Source organism: Vibrio chanodichtyis (genome assembly GCF_028863985.1).
Lineage (GTDB): Bacteria > Pseudomonadota > Gammaproteobacteria > Enterobacterales > Vibrionaceae > Vibrio > Vibrio chanodichtyis.
This window is the reverse complement of record NZ_JARBFT010000003.1, coordinates 39,864-60,471: the sequence shown is the minus strand read 5'-3', so window position 1 is coordinate 60,471 and position 20,608 is coordinate 39,864. Positions and strand designations below refer to the sequence as shown.

19 protein-coding genes are annotated in these 20,608 nt (G+C 44.6%); 3 read left to right on the top strand and 16 right to left on the bottom strand.

Annotated features, from left to right (window positions below; all coding sequences use genetic code 11):
* Positions 1–2: 2 nt before the first annotated feature.
* From PUN32_RS03950 to ccoN, 3 genes are read right to left on the bottom strand one after another with little or no spacing between them, the layout of a single operon-like run.
* Positions 3–167: a cbb3-type cytochrome oxidase subunit 3 gene (locus PUN32_RS03950; RefSeq protein WP_274722104.1), complete on the bottom strand. Its 165-nt coding sequence runs from the start codon at positions 165–167 to the stop codon at positions 3–5.
* An 11-nt stretch (positions 168–178) separates the two neighbouring features.
* Entirely contained in the window at positions 179–793 is a 615-nt protein-coding gene (gene ccoO, locus PUN32_RS03945) for a cytochrome-c oxidase, cbb3-type subunit II (protein WP_274721877.1), read from the bottom strand.
* A gap of 4 nt (positions 794–797) precedes the next feature.
* A complete protein-coding gene (gene ccoN, locus PUN32_RS03940) occupies positions 798–2,234 on the bottom strand; it encodes a cytochrome-c oxidase, cbb3-type subunit I (protein WP_274721876.1) in 1,437 nt (478 codons plus the stop codon).
* A 262-nt stretch (positions 2,235–2,496) separates the two neighbouring features.
* Here ccoN and PUN32_RS03935 point away from each other — a divergent pair, with 262 nt between their 5' ends.
* Positions 2,497–2,736 (top strand): hypothetical protein, encoded by a 240-nt coding sequence (locus tag PUN32_RS03935; protein WP_274722114.1) that lies wholly within the window; start codon positions 2,497–2,499, stop codon positions 2,734–2,736.
* 238 nt (positions 2,737–2,974) lie between these two features.
* On the opposite strand, the gene PUN32_RS03930 is transcribed toward PUN32_RS03935, so the two are convergent.
* The 3 genes from PUN32_RS03930 to matP form a co-directional block, all read right to left on the bottom strand.
* Positions 2,975–3,307 carry a hotdog family protein gene (locus PUN32_RS03930; RefSeq protein ID WP_274721875.1) on the bottom strand — a complete coding sequence of 111 codons (333 nt, stop codon included), beginning with the start codon at positions 3,305–3,307 and terminating at the stop codon, positions 2,975–2,977.
* Between the two features lie 131 nt (positions 3,308–3,438).
* Positions 3,439–3,756: a DUF3634 family protein gene (locus PUN32_RS03925; protein WP_274721874.1), complete on the bottom strand. Its 318-nt coding sequence runs from the start codon at positions 3,754–3,756 to the stop codon at positions 3,439–3,441.
* 10 nt (positions 3,757–3,766) lie between these two features.
* Complete coding sequence (gene matP / locus PUN32_RS03920) at positions 3,767–4,216, bottom strand: macrodomain Ter protein MatP (protein WP_274721873.1); 450 nt, start codon at positions 4,214–4,216, stop codon at positions 3,767–3,769.
* A gap of 160 nt (positions 4,217–4,376) precedes the next feature.
* On the opposite strand from matP, the gene PUN32_RS03915 reads away from it, so the two are divergent.
* Both PUN32_RS03915 and fabA read left to right on the top strand, forming a co-directional pair.
* The gene (locus PUN32_RS03915) at positions 4,377–6,026 is read left to right on the top strand and encodes a Lon protease family protein (RefSeq protein ID WP_274721872.1); all 1,650 of its coding nucleotides are present in this window, start codon (positions 4,377–4,379) and stop codon (positions 6,024–6,026) included.
* Between the two features lie 64 nt (positions 6,027–6,090).
* Entirely contained in the window at positions 6,091–6,609 is a 519-nt protein-coding gene (gene fabA, locus PUN32_RS03910) for a bifunctional 3-hydroxydecanoyl-ACP dehydratase/trans-2-decenoyl-ACP isomerase (RefSeq protein ID WP_166013011.1), read from the top strand.
* A gap of 113 nt (positions 6,610–6,722) precedes the next feature.
* On the opposite strand, the gene rmf is transcribed toward fabA, so the two are convergent.
* The 10 genes from rmf to prc all read right to left on the bottom strand — a co-directional run bounded on the left by rmf (position 6,723) and on the right by prc (position 20,596).
* A complete protein-coding gene (rmf, locus tag PUN32_RS03905; protein WP_166013010.1) occupies positions 6,723–6,896 on the bottom strand; it encodes a ribosome modulation factor in 174 nt (57 codons plus the stop codon).
* 165 nt (positions 6,897–7,061) lie between these two features.
* On the bottom strand, positions 7,062–8,753 hold the full coding sequence (locus PUN32_RS03900; protein ID WP_274721871.1) for a DUF3466 family protein: 1,692 nt from the start codon (positions 8,751–8,753) through the stop codon (positions 7,062–7,064).
* 5 nt (positions 8,754–8,758) lie between these two features.
* Positions 8,759–10,678 (bottom strand): ABC transporter ATP-binding protein, encoded by a 1,920-nt coding sequence (locus tag PUN32_RS03895; RefSeq protein ID WP_274721870.1) that lies wholly within the window; start codon positions 10,676–10,678, stop codon positions 8,759–8,761.
* Positions 10,656–10,892 (bottom strand): glutaredoxin family protein, encoded by a 237-nt coding sequence (locus PUN32_RS03890; RefSeq protein ID WP_274721869.1) that lies wholly within the window; start codon positions 10,890–10,892, stop codon positions 10,656–10,658. Before PUN32_RS03890 ends, PUN32_RS03895 begins: the two co-directional genes overlap by 23 nt.
* Positions 10,893–10,899: 7 nt before the next feature.
* On the bottom strand, positions 10,900–13,035 hold the full coding sequence (gene rlmKL / locus PUN32_RS03885) for a bifunctional 23S rRNA (guanine(2069)-N(7))-methyltransferase RlmK/23S rRNA (guanine(2445)-N(2))-methyltransferase RlmL (protein ID WP_274721868.1): 2,136 nt from the start codon (positions 13,033–13,035) through the stop codon (positions 10,900–10,902).
* A gap of 471 nt (positions 13,036–13,506) precedes the next feature.
* Positions 13,507–14,049 carry a cell division protein ZapC gene (locus PUN32_RS03880; protein ID WP_274721867.1) on the bottom strand — a complete coding sequence of 181 codons (543 nt, stop codon included), beginning with the start codon at positions 14,047–14,049 and terminating at the stop codon, positions 13,507–13,509.
* Between the two features lie 154 nt (positions 14,050–14,203).
* Positions 14,204–15,214, bottom strand: a complete 1,011-nt coding sequence (gene pyrD / locus PUN32_RS03875; RefSeq protein ID WP_274721866.1) for a quinone-dependent dihydroorotate dehydrogenase — start codon at positions 15,212–15,214, stop codon at positions 14,204–14,206.
* 166 nt (positions 15,215–15,380) lie between these two features.
* Positions 15,381–15,599, bottom strand: a complete 219-nt coding sequence (locus tag PUN32_RS03870) for a DUF2835 domain-containing protein (protein ID WP_274721865.1) — start codon at positions 15,597–15,599, stop codon at positions 15,381–15,383.
* Positions 15,600–15,645: 46 nt separating this feature from the next.
* Complete coding sequence (gene pepN / locus PUN32_RS03865; RefSeq protein WP_274721864.1) at positions 15,646–18,252, bottom strand: aminopeptidase N; 2,607 nt, start codon at positions 18,250–18,252, stop codon at positions 15,646–15,648.
* Between the two features lie 346 nt (positions 18,253–18,598).
* Positions 18,599–20,596, bottom strand: a complete 1,998-nt coding sequence (gene prc / locus PUN32_RS03860) for a carboxy terminal-processing peptidase (RefSeq protein WP_274721863.1) — start codon at positions 20,594–20,596, stop codon at positions 18,599–18,601.
* Positions 20,597–20,608: the final 12 nt, after the last annotated feature.

The window sequence follows — 20,608 nt, the reverse complement described above, 5'->3', positions numbered from 1 at the left end:
AGTTACTCCTTGTTGTTAGAGCGAGGTTGCTCTTCATCATCAAAGATCAGGTTGGCTGCTTCATCAAAACGCGCCTTACGTTGGCGACCATAAGCCCACCAAATTACGCCAACAAAGCAGATCAGCAGCACTACGGTCCAAATCGTGTGAAGAGTAGTAATATCCATCATGAGCTCCATTATTTCATTGCATGGCCAAGCGACTGTAGGTAGGCAATGATGGCATCCATCTCCGTTTTACCTTGCACATCTTGGCTTGCGCTGGCGATTTGTTGATCGGTATAGGGCACACCAAATTGATCACGAAATAGGGTCATTTTTTGTGGCGTGAGCTGACCATCTAGCAGGTTTTTGGCTAACCAAGGAAAAGCGGGCATATTGGATTCAGGGACCAGTTCGCGCGGATTGAGTAAATGTACCCGATGCCATTGATCAGAATAACGCCCCCCGACACGAGCTAAATCTGGTCCGGTTCTTTTAGATCCCCATAAAAAAGGGTGTTCCCAGACACTTTCGCCCGCGACAGAGTAATGACCATAACGCTCGGTTTCCGAACGAAATGGGCGAATCATCTGACTGTGGCATACATTGCATCCTTCACGGATATAAATATCACGGCCTTCTAACTGCAATGCCGTATACGGTTGCAGGTTTTGCACTGGTTCGGTGGTTTGTTTTTGAAAAATCAGCGGAGTAATCTCAACCAAAGCTCCCCAACTGATGGCAAAAATAATAAAAATAGCGAGTAGGCCAACATTACGTTCCAGCAATTCATGGCGGTTTTTTGAACTCATGGCTTCACTCTCCTTGTGCTGTGTAGACAATCGCTTTCAAACTATGTTTCGGTGCAGAGAGGGTTTTATAGGTGTTATAGGCCATTAAGAACATTCCCGATAAGAAGATCAGGCCACCAATAAAGCGGGCGGTATAGAATGGATAAGATGCCTGGACTGATTCGACAAAACTGTAAGTTAACGTGCCATCAGAGTTGACGGCGCGCCACATTAAGCCTTGCATAACCCCAGAAATCCACATAGCAACGATATAGAAAACGGTACCTATGGTTGCTAACCAGAAATGGGCATTGATCAGGCCAATGGAATACATACGTTCTTGATCAAAAAGACGAGGGATCAAATGATAAATGGAGCCAATAGAGATCATCGCCACCCAACCTAAAGCGCCAGAGTGAACATGGCCAATCGTCCAGTCGGTGTAGTGGGATAGGGCATTGACGGTTTTAATCGACATCATTGGCCCTTCGAACGTCGACATGCCATAGAATGAGAGAGAGACAATCAAGAAACGCAAAATCGGATCATAACGTAATTTATGCCAAGCTCCAGAGAGCGTCATAATGCCATTAATCATTCCTCCCCAAGATGGCACAAACAGTATCAGTGACATCACCATACCTAAAGACTGGGTCCAATCGGGAAGTGCTGTGTAATGTAGATGGTGTGGGCCGGCCCAAATGTACAGTGAAATCAGCGCCCAAAAATGAACAATCGAGAGACGATAAGAGTAGACGGGGCGTTCCGCTTGTTTTGGTACAAAGTAATACATCATGCCCAGAAAACCTGCAGTGAGCAGGAAACCAACCGCATTATGACCATACCACCATTGCACCATGGCATCGACCGCTCCCGCATAAATCGAATAGGATTTTCCCCATGCAACCGGAAGAGCCATACTATTGACGATGTGTAATATCGCGACGGTTAGAATAAATGCCCCGAAAAACCAGTTAGCTACATAAATGTGCGAGGTTTTTCGCTTGACTAAAGTGCCAAAAAATACCACGGCATAAGCGACCCATACTGCTGTGATCGCAATATCAATCGGCCATTCTAGCTCGGCATATTCTTTACCTGAGGTGTAACCTAAAGGTAACGAGATGGCCGCCGACACAATAATCGCTTGCCAGCCCCAAAACGTAAAAGGGATCAGCGGCCCACCAAACAGTCGAGTTTGACAAGTGCGCTGCACGACATAATATGACGCCGCAAACAAAGCGCTGGTACCAAATGCAAAAATCACCGCATTAGTATGTAGCGGGCGTAAGCGACTATAGGTTAACCATGGCGTATCAAAATTTAGCTGTGGCCAAACCAATTGAGCGGCAATTAAAACACCGATCCCCATACCTACGATCCCCCAGAGAATAGCCACTAGGGTGAATTGACGAACCACGGTATAGTTGTAGCCGTGTTCAAGCTGCTTTTGCTGGCTCATTTGCATGCTTCCAATGTTTAATTGACTACAGATATGGAATGAGTAAAACCGTTTTGAAAAACCATTGGTACTTATTGTAAAAACAGCGCAAGCAATCGGATTTAGGTATGGATCCTAGGTGCTGTATTTTATCTTTCAGCGGCATTTCAGCAGGGAATATAGTTCAATTAACAATTTAATGACAGAGTGATAACTTTGTGTGTTGTTGGCTTTTTATCTTTTTTTCAAAACTTTGAAGTTTGTTACACAGGAGCAAGTATCCATGGCAGTTGAAAAACTCACCAAAGCTCGACTGATTCAAATCATCGTCACCTTGGCGGTATTAGTTTGTGCTTTCTTATGGCGCACTTTTTCCTACGAGGGTAGCTCAGCAAAGTCGTTAGCTTTGATTGGGCAAATCGGCGCATTTTGCCAAGATTGGGATCAAAATGACAAACGAGTGGTAATTCTTGCTGCAGTAAGAGACATCGCTAGCAAGCACAACCAAGAATACAGAGTCTAGTTGTTGAACATCATGGAAGGTCTAAGTGTTTGGCTAATGATCATACTTAACATTGTTAAATGATAAATATGATTATTAGCTATTTTATGGTAAATCCAATTATGTTTAATCTCATTTAAGCGGGGGTATCATAGGTAAGAGGATGGTTGATGTACTAACTTACACACAATTCAAATTTAACATAATATACATAATGCGCACCTGTATTTTGGGTGTTTTACAATGAATTCCTTATTAATCAATTGGTTGAAATGTGGATTCTTAACTGACGTTCTGGCCAGTCATAAGTATATTGACTGTCAATCTTGATGGTTTTGGTGGCGACTTGGCAAATTTGATCGTTACCTCGGGTGGTCACTTTCTTTACTACCGCTTGTTTGGTGTGGGAATAATCAAGGTCGATAAAAACATCGCAATAGCCATTGGTTCGTGGCTTGCTTTTTTTCATCGACTTCTCGATTTGTGTTTTGATTTTCTTTGCCACTCGATTGAGCTCGGCATCATCCGCTTGGGCGGATTGATGAGTGAAAAAAAGACTTGTACAGAATACCACTGGCCATAAGTATTTCATGCAATAACCTCGTCAGGTTCAGATAAACCAGCAAAATGTAGCGTACTTCTTGGCTGGTTTTCTTTGAACTTGCCCATTTTTCGGCTCAAGCAGACTTTTCATGCAATGTGGCTGTTGCCGGTTAATCAGGCTTAGCGACCTTTCTTTAACATTGAATTGGACGAGGCAAATCCTTGATGTGGAAATACATTACGGATCCGCTGCTGAATTTTGCGCGGCACAGATTTGCTAAATGTCAGTTTGGCTCCCGTTCTTTGTCGATAGACTTTGAGTCGACCGGAGAATGGCTCGTGCTGAGCGATATCCAGTAAATTATGTTTAAAAGTCGGTGGTAAATGGCCTTTACTGTTTATCAGTTGTCCATTTTTGATATTTACCACTAAGACTGGTCTATCTAGCGCGACTAACCAAAAGATAATGATGGCTGCGACCAATATGACATACAACATGTGCATTTCCTTATTCCGATAATAATCGACTGAGATCTTCTTTTAAGCTAGTCACCGTTTTGCTGGCTTTTTCGCTTCGCGATGCTTCACTGAGTAAGTATTCAATGGCGTCAGATAAGGTACAGCCTAACTGGTTGGCACGCTGAGATAACTTTTCCCATACCCGATAATCTAAATCGATCGATTTCTTGCGGGTATGAATTTGCTCTGCATTAAAGTGGCGTTTGCGTTTGGCCCGAATCGCTTGCTTGAGCTTATTGTCCAATTCTGGCGCCATATGCTGCTCAATCCACATCAACACTTGGGTAGGTTCATGCTCAATCGCTTTCAGTTTCTGAACCGCGGATTCAATTTCACTGTGATCGATATAATGAGTGATCGCTTGGCCATCTTTCCATTTGTTGATGAGATATTGCCATTTCCAACCACATTCTAAGTTTTCAAGCTGTTGATATTTCATACTAGCCACTTCCTATTGTCTATGGTGACAGCGTAACCCAGCCGAGTTTAACTTTCAATTCTGACCTGTAAAAAAGCGACTGAGATCATTGTTGAGTAATGCTGTTCGCTAGAGCGCTTTTTCGATATAATTTGGCTCTTTTCAATCAGTTCGATATCTCATGACCCAAAGCATCTGGCGCAGTGTAACGCCTCAATTTGAGCAGTTTAGCCAAGCTCTTGAAAACTACCCTAACCTAGCGCCCACTTCACTGATCGAGATTCAACCTCGCTTAGCCAGTGCATTTGAGCAATTTGTTCATCTGCGTGGTTTTAGCCGAATTTTGTTGATTAACGCGCCAGATAATTCCATTTACCGTACATTTTTCAAACAAGCGTTGCTAGAGCAAGCGCCCGATGTTCCGGTTTTGAGTACCGAAACGTTAGATATGGCAGAGATTTTTGGCCAAGTAAAAGCCGAAAACGGTCAGCTAACTCAGCATATCTCAGGCTATCTTGCACAAGCCAATGGTGGATATCTGATTGTCTCGGCTAATTTATTGTTAGCCAATCCACGCTCTTGGCCGCTATTGAAAGCAGCGCTACTCGGTGACCCCGTTGCTCCGATGAATTGCGATCCTAAATCGCCAATTTCTGAGCTTCAATCAACTTGTTATGATCTCAAATTGATCGTGGTTGGCGATCGTACTCAATTAGGTGATGTGGATTTTCTCGATGCCGATATCCACGCCGGTTTATGCTTATTTGCAGAACTTGAGCTAGATTTAAAGCTTGATAAGCACACGATCGAACAATATCTCGCTTATTTAGTTTGGTTAGGTGAACGATTTGATTTACCACCACTAACGACAGATGCGATCCAAGCACTGATGACCGCTGGTGCGCGTTATACCGAAGATCAGCATTATGCCCCACTCTGCCTAATGTGGCATCGAGCCCTGCTTGAAGAGGCTTGCTTGGAAGTGCAAGATCAATCAATCACTGCGGAGCATATTGAGCAGGCCCTAGATAAACGTTATTTACGTGAATCTTATCTGCCAGAACGAGCGTTAGACGATATTCTTGATGGCCAAGTAATTATTGAAACACAAGGCGAACAAGTTGGCCAAGTCAATGGCTTAACCGTCATTGAAGTCGCTGGGCATCCATTGACTTATGGCGAGCCAGCCCGGATTTCTTGTGTGATCCACTTTGGTGATGGCGATATTTCTGATGTGGAACGTAAAGTCGAATTAGGTGGCAATTTGCATGCAAAAGGCATGATGATCATGCAAGCGTTTGTCAGCAGCGCCTTGGATTTAGATGGCTCATTACCCTTCTCTGCATCAGTCGTATTTGAACAGTCTTACAGTGAAGTCGATGGCGATAGCGCTTCGTTGGCAGAATTGTGTTCACTGGTCAGTGCATTATCTGAATATCCGATTGATCAACAGATTGCGGTTACTGGCGCGGTGGATCAGTTCGGGCGTGTGCAAGCGGTCGGTGGTCTGAATGAAAAAATTGAAGGATTTTATCAAGTTTGTTGTCATCAAGGTTTAACTGGTCAACAAGGAGTCATTTTACCGCGTTCGAATCTTAAACATTTGGTGCTGCATAAATCTGTGGTGGCCAGTATCAAAAATGGTGAATTTCATATTTGGCCGGTTTCTACTGTGGATGAGGCGATCCCACTGCTGATGGGCAAACCTTTCCGCGGTGAAGATGAAGACAGCGTGATCGCAAAAATTGCGGAACGAATTGATAATTTTGAAAAACTTGTGCAACCACACGGAATTGTCGAACGGATCAAAAACTGGTTTGACAGGCACTGATCGGACTTGTTTGGCGTACACCTGTTCACTAAGATGCACCCAACAAAAAATGGAGTAATCAATAATGCACAACAAACGTGATTCGTATAATCGAGAAGATCTTTTAGCATCGAGCCAAGGCAAATTATTTGGCGAGGGCTATCCTCAACTTCCAGCGCCTAATATGCTGATGATGGATCGTATTACCAAAATGTCGGAAACTGAGGGTGAGTTTGCTAAAGGGTTAATTATCGCAGAGCTCGATATTACGCCGGATTTGTGGTTTTTTGATTGCCATTTCCCTGGTGATCCAGTGATGCCTGGCTGTTTAGGTCTGGATGCGATGTGGCAGTTAGTGGGCTTTTTCCTCGGCTGGGTTGGCGGTAAAGGTAAAGGCCGCGCGCTTGGGGTTGGTGAAGTTAAGTTTACTGGACAAATTTTACCAACGGCCAAAAAAGTGACTTATGAAATCAATATGAAGCGAGTGGTCAACCGTAAGCTGGTGATGGGCTTAGCTGATGGTCGAGTTCTGGTTGATGGTAAAGAAATTTATGTCGCGAAAGATCTTAAAGTCGGTTTGTTCCAAGATACCTCTGCATTCTAAGCTCATTATTTTCTCGCATTGAACATATTTTGAGCCAATGTAAAACAGCCCATTGCGGGCTGTTGTTACTGATGTACATTACGGCCTGATGATCAGCCGTGTTGTATGGGAAATTATTTGCAGAGACCAGAAAGCTTATCGTTTCTAGCATCACGCCAACCACCTAACCAATAAGAGCGCACTTCCGTCTGTAGATAGGGACATTCATCATGGGAGCGGCCATTGAGACCCGCTTTGTATCCTTGTGATTGAGCTCTTTCTAGGCGATCACGCTTTTGTCTCTTCATCGTTCAGTCCTCATACGGTAACTTGGGTATAACGTACTACTATTAAACTTGCGTGGCGTTTTTATGACCACATCTTTGAGCATCGATCACTTTTTGGTGTTTCTCAAGTAATAAAAAAGGCACAAACCCAAATCTGTGAGCTTGTGCCCTTCCTGACAAAAATGGCTATTTTCTACGTAAACCTAACCATCCTAGTACCAATAACAATCCGAAACCTAAGCCAGCCCCTTTACGTTCAGAGACTTGTTGTTCAGTGATCCGTTGTTGGATGTCTGAACTAGTTACATTCGAAATTGGGATCAACTTCACTGCCACCACGGTTTCATCACGATCTCCACCACCACACAATGCATTGTGCGCTGTGGTATCGTAGCCACCCTCACATTTGAGTGCAGTGGCCGCAATCACGCCAGCATCATTAATATCGGCGGCATCGATAATTCGAAATTGGTTATTAATACCAGTAACCGAACCATCATTGGTTAAATCATCTAACCACCAAGCCTTATTAGAAAAAATAGCCATACGACTCTGATCACTACCATTGGCACTATGTGGGTAAATGAAGCCACGTTTACGGCGTGGCTTACCATCGGTTTCACGGGTATTTTCGGCATCAATTTGGCCGACAATTTCATTGTAATTGTTAATCGCCCCGGCTTTACCACCGGCACCGGTAAAGAAAATACCCCCGGTTAAGAAGGTTGCTGTCGGAGTGGCTGCCGAAACATCATTCACCACAAATAAGCGATTAGCCGCCGCCCCATTTTCTGGTCGACTACCGGCACGTTTGGCTTCCCCTAATGCCAGCAGATTTTTATTTACATCAGTTACTACAGAGTTGCTGTGCACATAGTCATCACCAATTTCCGCGGTCGCCCCAGCTACTACTGTAGTTGTTAGGGGAATTAGATCATCTTGAGCATCACGCTGAAAATGAAAAATAGAGGCTTGCATATAGCTATGATCGTTATCGTAGGTGTTATAGCCAACCGCATAAATTTGAGTTCCATCGCTAATCAAATCGCGCATACTGCCTTGTGATAAACGATTATTATGTTTAGCTCCTACATTTTCTCCCCACGATAGCTCAACTGGAATTCCGTCATCATTTTTCCAAATGGCGGCTTGAGAAGTGAAAAAATCCCCTTCATCATTGTTCGCCGTACGAGACACGCTACCGACTGTATATGTGCCATCGGTTTTCCAAGCACGGGTGTAAAGCGCACCATCTAGATTAGGGGCACTAATATTAGCAGGTAAATGTGCATTGATAGAATCACGACGATACGCTGTCACATTTCCGGTTTCAACACTAATTCCAACAACATCAGCGATGGTTGCGCCAGTTAAGCTATTGATTACAATATTCTTGGTTTCATCAACCGATGCTGCGCTGGTTCCTGTGCCTACGAATGCAATGGAATTAGTGAGTTGTCGACCATTGATTTCATCCGCCCAGCGATTCCAATATGGAGCGACCCAAGTTTCACAGATTGCATAACCAAGCTGGTTATAGCAGTAACTTTCAAAATCATCCCAGTCTTTAATGTATATAAAGGCGTTATCAATCCCGAAGGCGACCTCATCACGGTAACTTAAACCATCCACTGCTTTACCGGCACTGGCTGTTTCAATCCGGGTTTCGCCAGCTAAGGCAAAATCCGAATCATTGCAAGCTGTAACAAAACAACTATCAGAAGAATTGCTTGGTTGAATTGCCACGCCCCATGCACTGCCATAATTTAGGCCAGTATCTGGCGTGACCTCAATCACGTTATAAAGTGCGGCATGGGTTTGAGTGGCGAGCAGTACCGCACTGGCTAAAATCGAACGTTTAAAAGTAATACGACTCATGTTTTCTATTCACTTTCCTGTTGCATCGCTTCAAGCTCTTCCCAACGCTCAAAAGCAATCTCGAGTTCCTGCTCTGTTGCAGTTAACTTGTCTAAAATCGGCTGTGTTTTATCGACAGGCTGACTGAAAAAGTCTGGGCGATTGACGATATCTTGTAATGCGGCGATCTCATTTTCTAGCTCTTCCAATTTTTGTGGAAGAGTTTCGAGTTCGCGTAGCAGTTTATAAGATAACTTCTTCGGCTTAGTTTTCGGGGCTGCGGATTTGGGAGACTCCTCAACCACTTTTTCTTTTTTGACGATATTTTCAGCAGATCGGGCTTGTAAAACTTGGGCACGCTGCTGTTGAGCATCATGATAGCCGCCAACAAATTCTTCAATCTTCCCCTCACCTTCAAAAATCCAGCTTGAGGTGACGGTATTATCAACAAATTCACGGTCGTGGCTGACCAGCAGCAAAGTACCTTGATAATTGGCAAGCAATTCTTCCAAAAGTTCCAAGGTTTCGATGTCTAAATCGTTAGTTGGTTCATCAAGTACTAATAAATTGTTCGATTTGAGCAAAATACGCGCAAGCAGCAAGCGGTTTTTCTCTCCACCGGACAGTGCTTTGACGGGGGTTCTGGCGCGTTTAGGGGAAAACAAGAAATCTTGTAGATAACTTAATGCATGACGTAGACGCCCGCCGACCATCACTTCTTGTTTACCGTCGGCTAGATTGTCGATGACGGTTTTTTCTGGATCGAGTAGCTCACGGTATTGATCAAAATAAGCCACTTCAAGCTTAGTGCCGCAATGCAGCTTGCCACTGTCAGCCTCTAAGTCACCAAGCAACAGCTTGAGTAAGGTACTTTTACCACAACCATTGGCTCCGATTAATGCAATCCGATCGCCACGCATAATATTAAAGCTGAAATCATCAACAATGGTTTTGCCACCAATCGAATAGTGTAAGTTTTGTGCTTCAAAAACAATTTTGCCTGAGCGATTAGTATCATCAATTTGCAAATTGACTTTACCCTGCACTTCACGTCGTTCAGTGCGCTCTTGACGTAAGCGTTTCAGTGCCCGCACTCGCCCTTCATTACGGGTTCGGCGTGCTTTGATCCCTTGGCGGATCCACACTTCTTCTTGGGCGAGCTTTTTATCAAACTCTGCATTTTGCAGCTCTTCAACCCGCAGCATCTCCTCTTTTTCCAGCAGATAATTTTCATAATTGCCAGGAAATGAGCTCAGTTGGCCACGATCCAAATCGACGATGCGAGTCGCCATCGATTTGATAAAAGCACGGTCGTGCGAGATAAAAATGATCGAACCACGGAAATCTTTGAGAAATCCTTCTAACCATTCAATGGTCGTTACATCAAGATGGTTGGTTGGCTCATCGAGCAGTAACACATCGGGATCGCATGCCAAAGCCCGGGCTAATGCGGCTTTACGCTGCCAGCCACCAGAGAGATCGCTAAGTTGAGTATGGCCATCTAATTTCAACGAACCCAGTACATTTTTAATTCGGTCTTCAAAGCGCCAAGCGCCGGCCACTTCAAGCTGCTCTTGAATATGGGCCAGTTGGTTAATGTTGGCTTCGCTCGGATCGCTGGCAACCCGATCTAATTGATCTTGATAGATCTTGAGTTGCTCACCGACGCCTTGTAGGCCTGCCGAGACATAATCAAACACGGTGCCCGCTTGGTTGCGCGGCGGATCTTGCTCTAAACGCGAAACCACCACATCTTGCATCACTTGTACTTTGCCATCATCCAGTACAATTTCACCAGCCAGCACCTTCATCAGAGTTGATTTGCCAGCACCATTGCGGCCAACCAGACACACTCTTTCATTTTCTTGTAACGCAAAATCCGCTCTATCCAGTAATGGATGATCACCAAAAGCCAGCTGGCTATTATGGATGGTAATTAATGCCATTGTTGTGTAACCACTCTATTAATTCTTGTAAGTCAAAAGGCCAGTACAATTCGCTAGTTTGATAGGCCACCACAGGAATGGTGACCGCGTAACGAGAAAACAGTTGCTCATCCAAGGCGATATCAACCTGGGTCGCTTGCAGCCCTACTTTATCTAATAACTCTTGAGCCATCTCACACAGATGGCATCCTTGCGTACTGTATAAGGTGATCATGCGCTGCTTAGTTTTGATGGGTGATCAACCAGCAGTTATGGATCTGTTTATTGCGCTCAAAGTCCATTGGTAGAGTCTGCTGTGAGATATTTTGCGCATTAAGCCCTAATCCGTTGAGTGCTTCGATATCCATCTTAAAATGGCGTTTGTTATTAGAAAATACAATCGTACCTTCTGCACGTAGCAGTCGTTTGAGGTTAGTCATTAAAGTGACATGGTCACGCTGAACATCAAAAGTTTGCTCCATACGTTTTGAATTTGAAAACGTAGGTGGATCAATAAAAATCAGATCGTACTGGCCTTGAGCATTGGCTAGCCATTGCAGACAGTCGGCTTGCACATATTGATGTTGACGACCCACTTGCCCATTTAACTGCATATTTTCTTTTGCCCACTCAAGGTAGGTTTTCGACATATCGACCGTCGTTGTCGATTTAGCACCGCCGCATGCGGCATGCACCGTGGCCGATCCTGTATAGGCAAACAAGTTAAGGAAATCTTTACCGGCGGCCATTTGCCCTAAACGGCGGCGCGTAATTTTGTGGTCAAGGAATAGGCCTGTGTCCAGGTAATCATATAAGTTGACGATCAACTGCACGCCATACTCATGAATTTGCATGGTTTGTGCCTGTTGTGCCAATTTTTGGTATTGCGCGCTGCCTTTTTGTCGTTCACGAACTTTCAGCACCACATTGTTGGCATCCACATCCAACACTTGAATCGCGGCGCGAATAATATCGGTCAGGCGACGTTTGGCTTTCTCTTCCGGAATATCTTTGGGGGCTGCGTACTCTTGGATCATCAGATGATCTTGATAAACATCAATTGCAACGTTGTATTCCGGCAGATCGGCATCGTATAAACGGAAGCAGTCTAAACCTTCACGCTTGGCCCATTTGCCAATTTTATTAAAGTTTTTCTTTAATCGATTAGCAAAATCAGGCGCAATGGCGGCTTGTTGAGGGCTAGCTTCTCCACTAGTCGCTGTTGTTGCATTATCACGTACCGCGATAATGTAGTTTTTTTGATGACAAGGTAACGCACCGTTATTCAGTTTAAATTGTTTATCCGCACGCATGCGTAAACAACTGAGTAACTCATCAGAGCTAGAGAAAATAGAAGCTTGGCAACCGGAAAATTCCGCTTTGAGCTGAGCACCAAATGCGGTGTATAACGCAATCAAACCTGGATGAGTGCCTAACCGCTCGCCATATGGCGGGTTACAAATCACAATCCCTTGTGCAAAATTAGCTGGACGTTGCACTTTCGCCGCATCGCCAAGTGTAAAGGTGATCAAATCGGCGACACCGGCACGACGCGCATTATCTTTTGCGGTTTGTAATACTCGACTATCATTGTCTACGCCATAAAAATGGGTCTCGATTTTTTTGACGCCGCGTTTACCCTGCACTCTCGCTTCAGATTTTACGCTTGCCCATAGTTCTGGGTCGAAATCTTCTAATGATTCAAACCCCCATTTGTTACGTTGTAATCCAGGGGCAATATTGGCAGCCATCATCGCTGCTTCAATCAGTAACGTGCCAGAACCACACATTGGATCCAGCAATGGCTTGCTGGCATCCCAACCACTACGCAAAATAACTGCGGCAGCTAAAGTTTCGCGCAAGGGAGCTTTACCAGCTTCGGTTCGATAGCCACGAGCGTGCAGACCCGAGCCGACCATATCAATCCCAAGCAGCGCATTTTCTTTGTGTAAACGCACATGAATATGAAGATCCGCAAGATCCTTACTGATCGATGGTCGTGGCAGGTTTTTCTTAGTGAAGCAATCGACGATCGCATCTTTCACTTTCATCGCGCCATACTGGCTGTTACGGATCTCGCGGTTCGTCCCATTAAAATCCACCACTAATTTTTTTGAACTGTGGAAATGGTTAACCCAGTTTACTGATGTGGTTGATAAATAAAGGTCTAAGTCATTTTGACATTTGAACTCAGCGACAATACGAACAAATCTTGATGCGAGACGGCTCCAAAGGCAGCAACGATAAATCTGCTCGTTAGTTGCTTTAAATTTAACCCCGGCCTGAACCGGTTTGGCATCACAGATCCCCAGTTGGCTTAACTCTTCAACTAATAGATTTTCAAGGCCGTTCGACGTCACCGCTAGATATTGATTCATAGTGTTCTTTTGCTGATAAAAATGACCTCGGATTATAACTGACAATCTGAACCATACCTAAAGCTAACTCATCAACCGATCAAAAAATCTCGCTTTGCTGGTGATCACCTTGTCGCACTGAACATTTGGTCAGTGTGCGCACACTTCTACTCTGTTGCCTATCAAATAAGCATTTACCAATCAAATTGACTAATTATGCATATCTATTTTGGTATATACCAGTTGTGATTTGCGCTTGTAATTAAGCGACAAATAGCCTCAAACAGGGAATTATTCGCGACCAATTCGCCATCGAATGTTCTAATTAAGTGCTAGTTAGCTATGCGAGTAGTGTTTGAAAATTGTACCGAGCTCACATTGTTTTGTTATGTGGCTGTGTCGATTGAATAAATCGCAGGCAAAAAAAAATCGGCTTACGCCGATAAGAAATGAAAGAATCCAATAGAAAAGGAACGAAAATTAAAACTGTAACTAGCTAACCATGGCCATCTGCTGAGTAAAACAAACGGTATTCGCTGCAGACATTCGGTCATGCATCACTTTAATCACTTGACCAAACTCTAAGGCTTTATTGTCGGTTAAAGTAAAAGGGACTAAATCAGCATAAGCGCAAAGCGTGGCGTGCTCCCCTACTTCTAATGCAATAAATACCCCATCATTAAAAGCATTGCCTAAGTGGATCAGCGAACCTTGTTCTGGGGTGTAACCTGCCCCTTGCGATTCGAAAAACCAGCTTTTGGGCTGCACTGGTTTGTGAAAGCGTTTCGCGGCAATACAGTACAGCGCAAGCTCAGCTTGGCGCGGTTCACTGAGAGGTAGGTTGACGATTTGCTCTTTATACAGTTGAAAATCTGAGGCGTCATCGACCGTGAAATGGTTTTCGATAAACGCACAATCAACCAGCAGGTTACGGCTTAAATTTGTGCGAAACAGCATATCAGCACCAAGATTGAGCATCAGATAGCCTTCGCGATCTGAATAGTACCAACTCCATTTGTCACTTGGTTTAAGCATTGTTCCACTCTCAACAAAATATTTGGGGGCTAGGTAAAACGCTTAAATTACCCTTGCCTTACGAGTATGGGTAATTCTATGAGTAGACTCAGAAAAAAAAAGAGGAAATGCGTTACGCATTTCCTTAGTCATTCAGCCTGTTAAATTTCAAGCACTACAGATTTTTGACGATATCCGCGACCAAAGCCGGTCCTTGATAAATAAATCCACTGTATACTTGAACCAGTTTTGCTCCCGCCATCAGTTTTTCTTTGGCTGAGACATAACTATCGATGCCGCCTACCCCGATGATCGGGATTGCCTCACCCAACTCTTGGTACAAGCATTTGATCACTTCGCTACTCCGTGCTTGTAATGGGCGTCCGCTTAAGCCGCCACTTTCATTGGCAAAGCGCATACCTTCGACCAGTGAACGATCTAGGGTTGTGTTGGTGGCAATCACACCATCAATTTTATTGTTCAGCAGCGACTGGCAGATTTGTTTGATCTCATCATCACTCAGATCGGGTGCAATTTTTAAAGCCAGCGGAACATATTTGTCATGTTTAGCGGCTAATTCTGCTTGACGAGTTTTTAATGCAGCCAGTAATTCATCCAGAGCTTGCCCATATTGTAGAGAACGCAACCCTGGTGTATTTGGCGAAGAAATATTGACCGCAATGTAACCAGCGTAAGGATAAACTTTATCCATACAGATCAAATAATCTTCGACCCCTTTTTCGATCGGAGTGTCTTTATTTTTACCGATGTTGATCCCAATGATCCCGTCGTATTGGGCGCGTTTGACATTCTCAACCAATTGATCAACACCTTGGTTATTGAAGCCCATACGGTTAATGATGCCTTCGGCATGCACTAAACGAAACAAACGTGGTTTGTCATTGCCCGCTTGTGGTCTTGGGGTCACGGTCCCTACTTCAACAAAGCCAAATCCCATCGCGCCAAATGCTTCAATACATTCGCCATTTTTATCAAGCCCTGCCGCTAAACCGACTGGATTTTTAAAAGTGAGCCCCATGCATTGCACTGGACGATGAGGAAGTTGTTGCCGGTAGAAAACATCAAGCGGCGTGCCGGTAAAACGTTTGAAATTAGAGATGGCCAAATCGTGTGCTTTTTCAGCATCCAATTGAAAAAAGCCAGCTCTGGCTAAGCGGTAAAGCATAATGCCTCCGAAAGAAAAAAGCCCCGTATAAACGGGGCGCTATTATTGACGTATTCTTCAGTCAATTCAATGCTTATTGTGCCGCAACACGGTTTAAGTTGCGCAAAATCAACTCCGGCTGGTTAAGTGCTAGCGGAGCAAACTAATCGTTTGCGCAATAATCCAGCTACATCACTTCTAACCTAACAAAGCGATGCTGCTGATCGGTGGTTAATCGAAACCGTCCCTTGATACCGCTTTGGCTTAAAAATGGTCGCAAACGAGTCGCGGGGAGTTGCAGTCGTAACCCCTGATCGGTGGTCACCATCACACCACTGGCCGCGCCAGCGTAGTGCGTCACAAAGCTGTGATAAGAGATATTGAGCGAGAAAAAATAATGATTCATATATTTATCAGGTGGCTCGCAGGCCACCTGGTTAACCTTTTATGATTTACTCTGCCAGGGCTTTACTGATCTTTTCAAACAGATCGCGGGCTAAATTGTCCATCTCTTTTAACTGTTGTAACTCTTGCTTGATCAAGGCTTGGCGCTGCTCATCGTACAAACGGAATTTCAGTAATGGATCAATTAAGCGTGATGCGACTTGTGGATTGCTGCTGTTCAATTCACGCAAAATTTGCCCAGCAAAACGATAACCCTCACCGGTTTTCGCGTGGAAATTAACCGGATTCGCATTTAAAAATGTGCCGATTAAACTGCGCGTGCGGTTAGGATTTTTTAAGCTAAATGCTGGATGTTGCATGGCTTGCTCAATCACCATTAGCGCTTGCGCAGCTGGGTTGCTACCTTGCAGGGCAAACCATTTATCCATGACCAGACCATCGTGTTGCCATTGCTGGCTGTAGTCTTGCATCAACCGTTCACGGCAAGATAGCTGCGCTTGGTTAGCGGCCGTCATTGCGGCAATCGTATCGGTCATATTATTGGCTTGAGCGTATTGCTGCTGCACCAAATGCTCGCCTTGTGCTGTGTACGCAAGGTAACTCAAGCAGCAATTACGTAATGCACGCTGGCCGATCGCCGCATGATCAATCGAATAATCGGCTTGCTTCAAGGTGTGATAAGTCGCGCTAAGTTCGTCTTCTAACTCAGTAGCCAAGATGGTTTTGATCGCGTTGAGCACTTGGGCAATCGCATCAACATCAACTTGTTTATACCAACCAGACACTTCGTTATGACTTGGAAGCACAAGCATTTCTGCCACAAACTCAGGCTCCAAATGGTCACTGAGCAATACCCCGCGCAAGGCATCAATCACCGCCTCCGCCAACACAACGGGTTGGCCTTGCTGAACACGCTCGACATTGCTCCGAATGTATTTGCCAAGCAGCATTTGTCCGGCATCCCATTGAGCAAATTGATTACTTGCATGCTCCATCAACAACATCAACTCTTGATCTTGATAAGCGTACTCAAGTTTGACTGGTGCAGAAAATTCACGCAGCAGTGATGGGATCGGCTGTTCGGCCACCTTTTCGAAGCGGAAAGTTTGTTTGGCCTCAGTCACATTCAACACGTTGCCAATCGGCTTTTCGTTACACTGTAGCGGAATGACGGCCCCACTGGCGGTATAAAGTTCTATATCCAATGGGATATGCAGTGGCTGCTTTTGTTGTTGATCGTGGGTTGGCTCCGTGTGCTGCTCAACGTTCAGTTCATAGCTATGTTGGCTCGCATCATAAACGCTACTTATTTTCAGGGTTGGGGTGCCCGATTGGCTATACCACAGACGAAATTGTTGTAAATCGATCCCTGAAGCTTGTTCCATCGCGGCCACGAAATCTTCACAAGTTGCCGCAGTACCATCATGACGTGTTAAATAAAGTTGCATACCACGTTGGAATTGACTTTCACCGAGCAGAGTATGCAACATGCGGATCACTTCACTGCCCTTTTCGTACACGGTCAGGGTATAGAAGTTATTCATTTCAATGACTTGATCAGGACGGATTGGATGTGACATCGGGCTTGCATCTTCCGCAAACTGCGGACCGCGAATAATTCGTACATTACCAATTCGGTTAACCGCTCGCGAGCCAAGATCAGAAGAAAACTCCTGATCCCGAAAGACCGTTAAGCCCTCTTTTAAGCTCAGTTGGAACCAATCGCGACAAGTGACACGGTTTCCGGTCCAGTTATGGAAATACTCGTGGCCGATCACGGCTTCAATTCCGAGGTAGTCGGTATCGGTAGCGGTTTTTTCATTAGCCAATACGAATTTAGAATTGAAAATATTCAGCCCTTTGTTTTCCATCGCGCCCATATTGAAGAAATCGACGGCGACAATCATGTAAATATCAAGATCGTACTCTAAACCGAAGCGTTGCTCATCCCAGCGCATCGAGTTAATTAACGAGTTCATAGCATGGGTCGCACGATCTAAATTGCCTTTATCGACAAAAATCTCTAATGCTACCTGACGACCGGAACGGGTCAGATAGTGATCACGCAGCACATCAAAATCTCCTGCCACCAGGGCGAACAAATACGCTGGTTTAGGATGTGGATCTTGCCATTTCACCCAGTGGCGACCTGAATCGAGTTCACCTTGGGCAATCTTGTTACCGTTACTGAGCAGATACGGATTTTGCGCTTTATCCGCAATGATCGTGGTGGTATAGCGGGCCAATACATCAGGGCGATCAAGATAATAAGTGATGCGCCGAAATCCTTCCGCCTCACATTGGGTACAGAACGCCCCACCAGATTTATATAACCCTTCTAGTGCGCTATTGGCCTGAGGATCGATCTGCGTGACAATGGTTAACGTAAATTCACGTGGTAGACCCGTAAGCTCTAAATGGGTTGAGCTAACCGTGTAATCTTGCCAATCTTGACCATTAACTTGCAGTTGTTTGAGCTGCAATCCTTCACCATCTAATGTTAACTGGTTACTCTCTTGCTGTTGTATCACTTGCGATACGGCAGTCACTTGCGTCGCATTATCGAACAGATCAAACACGAGATCGAGATCAGTAATTGCGTGTGATGGCGGCTGATAATCGAGGCGATATTTGGCTTGAGGTGTGTGAGCCATTGTCCTAATCCTTATTGACGTGATGTGCTTGATAAAATCGAGCAGCGTTAAGTCGCTTGAGCGCGAAAAGCACTAATTAACCAACATCTTAGGCCGCACTCACTGAATAACAAGAGTTAGCGCTAAAAAAACTGCGCGTTAGCGGTAAACCACCGGTGTTGAAATGGATTGAAGGAGGTTTGCTAACGCCGCGTACTATGGTGGGTCAAGATTACCGGTAAATACGGCCCCATGAATACGAAGAATATGACGATTGCGGCATGAAACGAGAGAAAGAAACGGACCCTTAGGTCCGTTTGAATTGATGTTTGACTTTTTGAGCCACCAGTAATTAGTTGATGATCAATTAGCGGGCAAGCATATCCAGCATAATGTTGACCGATTCATCTAAATACGCGTCAGGCGCTTCATAGTCTTTAGGGACGTCTTGCAAATTGGCATAAGCGGGTTTGCCTTGCGCTTTTTGGCGCTGATTGATGCGAGCTAAACGCTCTTCATCAAATTTAGCACTCTGCGCTTTGCGCGTTTTTTCATTTAAAGACAATAAATTATCGTCTTTTTCTGCGCGATATTTGGCAATATCTTGCGTGATAAACGCAAATTCCAGATCTTTAGCCACTCGTTGCTGATGTTTGATATCGAGCTTGGCAATCAACGCATTGAAATCATTCAAACGTCCATACTTAGCCTGATCAATGCTGTCCCATGGTAATGCGTTAGCTTCGACACTTTCTCCAGTTTGTGCAGGATCAATCGACGTTGGGTACACAATATCAGGCACTACCCCTTTATTTTGAGTGCTGCCACCATCGATGCGATAGAATTTCTGAATAGTGTACTGTACATAGCCTAACTCTTGATCGAACATATCATAGATATGATTGAGTGAACGATGCTGCTGTACGGTACCTTTACCAAACGAGTTTTCGCCTAAAATAATTGCCCGACCATAATCTTGCATCGCCGCGGCAAAAATTTCAGAAGCGGATGCACTGTAACGGTTAATCAAAACCGTCATCGGGCCACTATAACTGATCTTGCCATCTGTATCGGAATTAACATTCACTCGGCCGTAACTATCACGCACCTGGACCACGGGACCACTGGTAATAAATAGCCCAGAAAGCGCGGTCGCTTCCGTCAAAGCACCACCACCATTGTTGCGTAGATCAACAATAATCGCGTCGACTTTTTGTGCTTTCAATTCAGTGAGTAATTTATCGGTATCTTGCGCTAAGCCAACGTAGAAGCTAGGCACTTCGAGAACACCAATTTTTTTCCCGGCTTTCTTGATGACTTTTGATTTTACCGCACGATCTTCTAAGCGAATTTTGTCACGGACAATCGTGACAACGTGACTTTTGGCATCTTTACCTTCCGGTAAGATCAACAGCTTCACTTTGCTGCCTTTCGGACCTTTAATCAGTTGCACCACATCATCAAGACGCCAACCAATCACATCGACAATCTCTGCCCCTTCTTGACCAACGCCAATAATTCGGTCGCCATCGCCGAGTTGTTTACTGAGCGCAGCTGGGCCACCCGCCACCAAAGAGCGAATGATGGTGTAATCATCGGTCATCTGTAATACCGCACCGATCCCTTCCAACGAGAGATTCATTTCTGATTGGAACTGCTCTGCGTTACGCGGTGACAAATAACTGGTATGTGGATCGACTTCGCGAGCAAAGGCATTCATGTAAAGTTGAAATACATCTTCACTCTTGGTTTGGGTGAGACGTTTGATAGCATTGTTATAGCGCTTCTCAAGCGTATCTTTGATTTCTGGCCACTCTTTACCTGCCAATTTCAAATTCAGCGCATCATATTTAACCCGTTGTTGCCACAACTGATTAACTTGTTGAATATCCTTTGGCCATGGGGCTTTAGCACGATCCAATTCGATTGATTCATCGGTTTCGAAGGTCATTTCGTGATCGAGTAACGACAGCGCGTACTGGAAACGTGCAAAACGTTTTTCCATCGATAAATTATACAAATCGTAAGCAATCTGATTGTTGCCCGCTTTAAGCTGATCATCTAATTGCAAAGACCACTCTTTAAAGGAGTCGATATCGGCTTGGGTAAAAATATTACGACTGTAATCCAACATCTCAAGATAGCTTTCAAACATCGCTTGAGAAAATTGATCATCGAGATTGAATTGTTTGTAGTGAGAGCGGGTAAAACGTGAAGTGACCCTTTTGGCAGCGGTTTCGTGCTGCGTTTCTGGGGCAAGAACAGGTAAATCTTCGGGTTTTTGCTTGGCTTCCAGAGCCTGGACTGAAAAGGCTGCTAGCCAAAGGCTAGCAGCAATCAGAGATATTTTTGAACGGCATTTCATGCGAAGGAGTAT

Coding starts and splice junctions, on each gene's coding strand:
- PUN32_RS03950 (WP_274722104.1), bottom strand. CDS start 167: ATGGATATTACTACTCTTCACACGATTTGGACCGTAGTGCTGCTGATC.
- ccoO (WP_274721877.1), bottom strand. CDS start 793: ATGAGTTCAAAAAACCGCCATGAATTGCTGGAACGTAATGTTGGCCTA.
- ccoN (WP_274721876.1), bottom strand. CDS start 2,234: ATGAGCCAGCAAAAGCAGCTTGAACACGGCTACAACTATACCGTGGTT.
- PUN32_RS03935 (WP_274722114.1), top strand. CDS start 2,497: ATGGCAGTTGAAAAACTCACCAAAGCTCGACTGATTCAAATCATCGTC.
- PUN32_RS03930 (WP_274721875.1), bottom strand. CDS start 3,307: ATGAAATACTTATGGCCAGTGGTATTCTGTACAAGTCTTTTTTTCACT.
- PUN32_RS03925 (WP_274721874.1), bottom strand. CDS start 3,756: ATGTTGTATGTCATATTGGTCGCAGCCATCATTATCTTTTGGTTAGTC.
- matP (WP_274721873.1), bottom strand. CDS start 4,216: ATGAAATATCAACAGCTTGAAAACTTAGAATGTGGTTGGAAATGGCAA.
- PUN32_RS03915 (WP_274721872.1), top strand. CDS start 4,377: ATGACCCAAAGCATCTGGCGCAGTGTAACGCCTCAATTTGAGCAGTTT.
- fabA (WP_166013011.1), top strand. CDS start 6,091: ATGCACAACAAACGTGATTCGTATAATCGAGAAGATCTTTTAGCATCG.
- rmf (WP_166013010.1), bottom strand. CDS start 6,896: ATGAAGAGACAAAAGCGTGATCGCCTAGAAAGAGCTCAATCACAAGGA.
- PUN32_RS03900 (WP_274721871.1), bottom strand. CDS start 8,753: ATGAGTCGTATTACTTTTAAACGTTCGATTTTAGCCAGTGCGGTACTG.
- PUN32_RS03895 (WP_274721870.1), bottom strand. CDS start 10,678: ATGGCATTAATTACCATCCATAATAGCCAGCTGGCTTTTGGTGATCAT.
- PUN32_RS03890 (WP_274721869.1), bottom strand. CDS start 10,892: ATGATCACCTTATACAGTACGCAAGGATGCCATCTGTGTGAGATGGCT.
- rlmKL (WP_274721868.1), bottom strand. CDS start 13,035: ATGAATCAATATCTAGCGGTGACGTCGAACGGCCTTGAAAATCTATTA.
- PUN32_RS03880 (WP_274721867.1), bottom strand. CDS start 14,049: ATGCTTAAACCAAGTGACAAATGGAGTTGGTACTATTCAGATCGCGAA.
- pyrD (WP_274721866.1), bottom strand. CDS start 15,214: ATGCTTTACCGCTTAGCCAGAGCTGGCTTTTTTCAATTGGATGCTGAA.
- PUN32_RS03870 (WP_274721865.1), bottom strand. CDS start 15,599: ATGAATCATTATTTTTTCTCGCTCAATATCTCTTATCACAGCTTTGTG.
- pepN (WP_274721864.1), bottom strand. CDS start 18,252: ATGGCTCACACACCTCAAGCCAAATATCGCCTCGATTATCAGCCGCCA.
- prc (WP_274721863.1), bottom strand. CDS start 20,596: ATGAAATGCCGTTCAAAAATATCTCTGATTGCTGCTAGCCTTTGGCTA.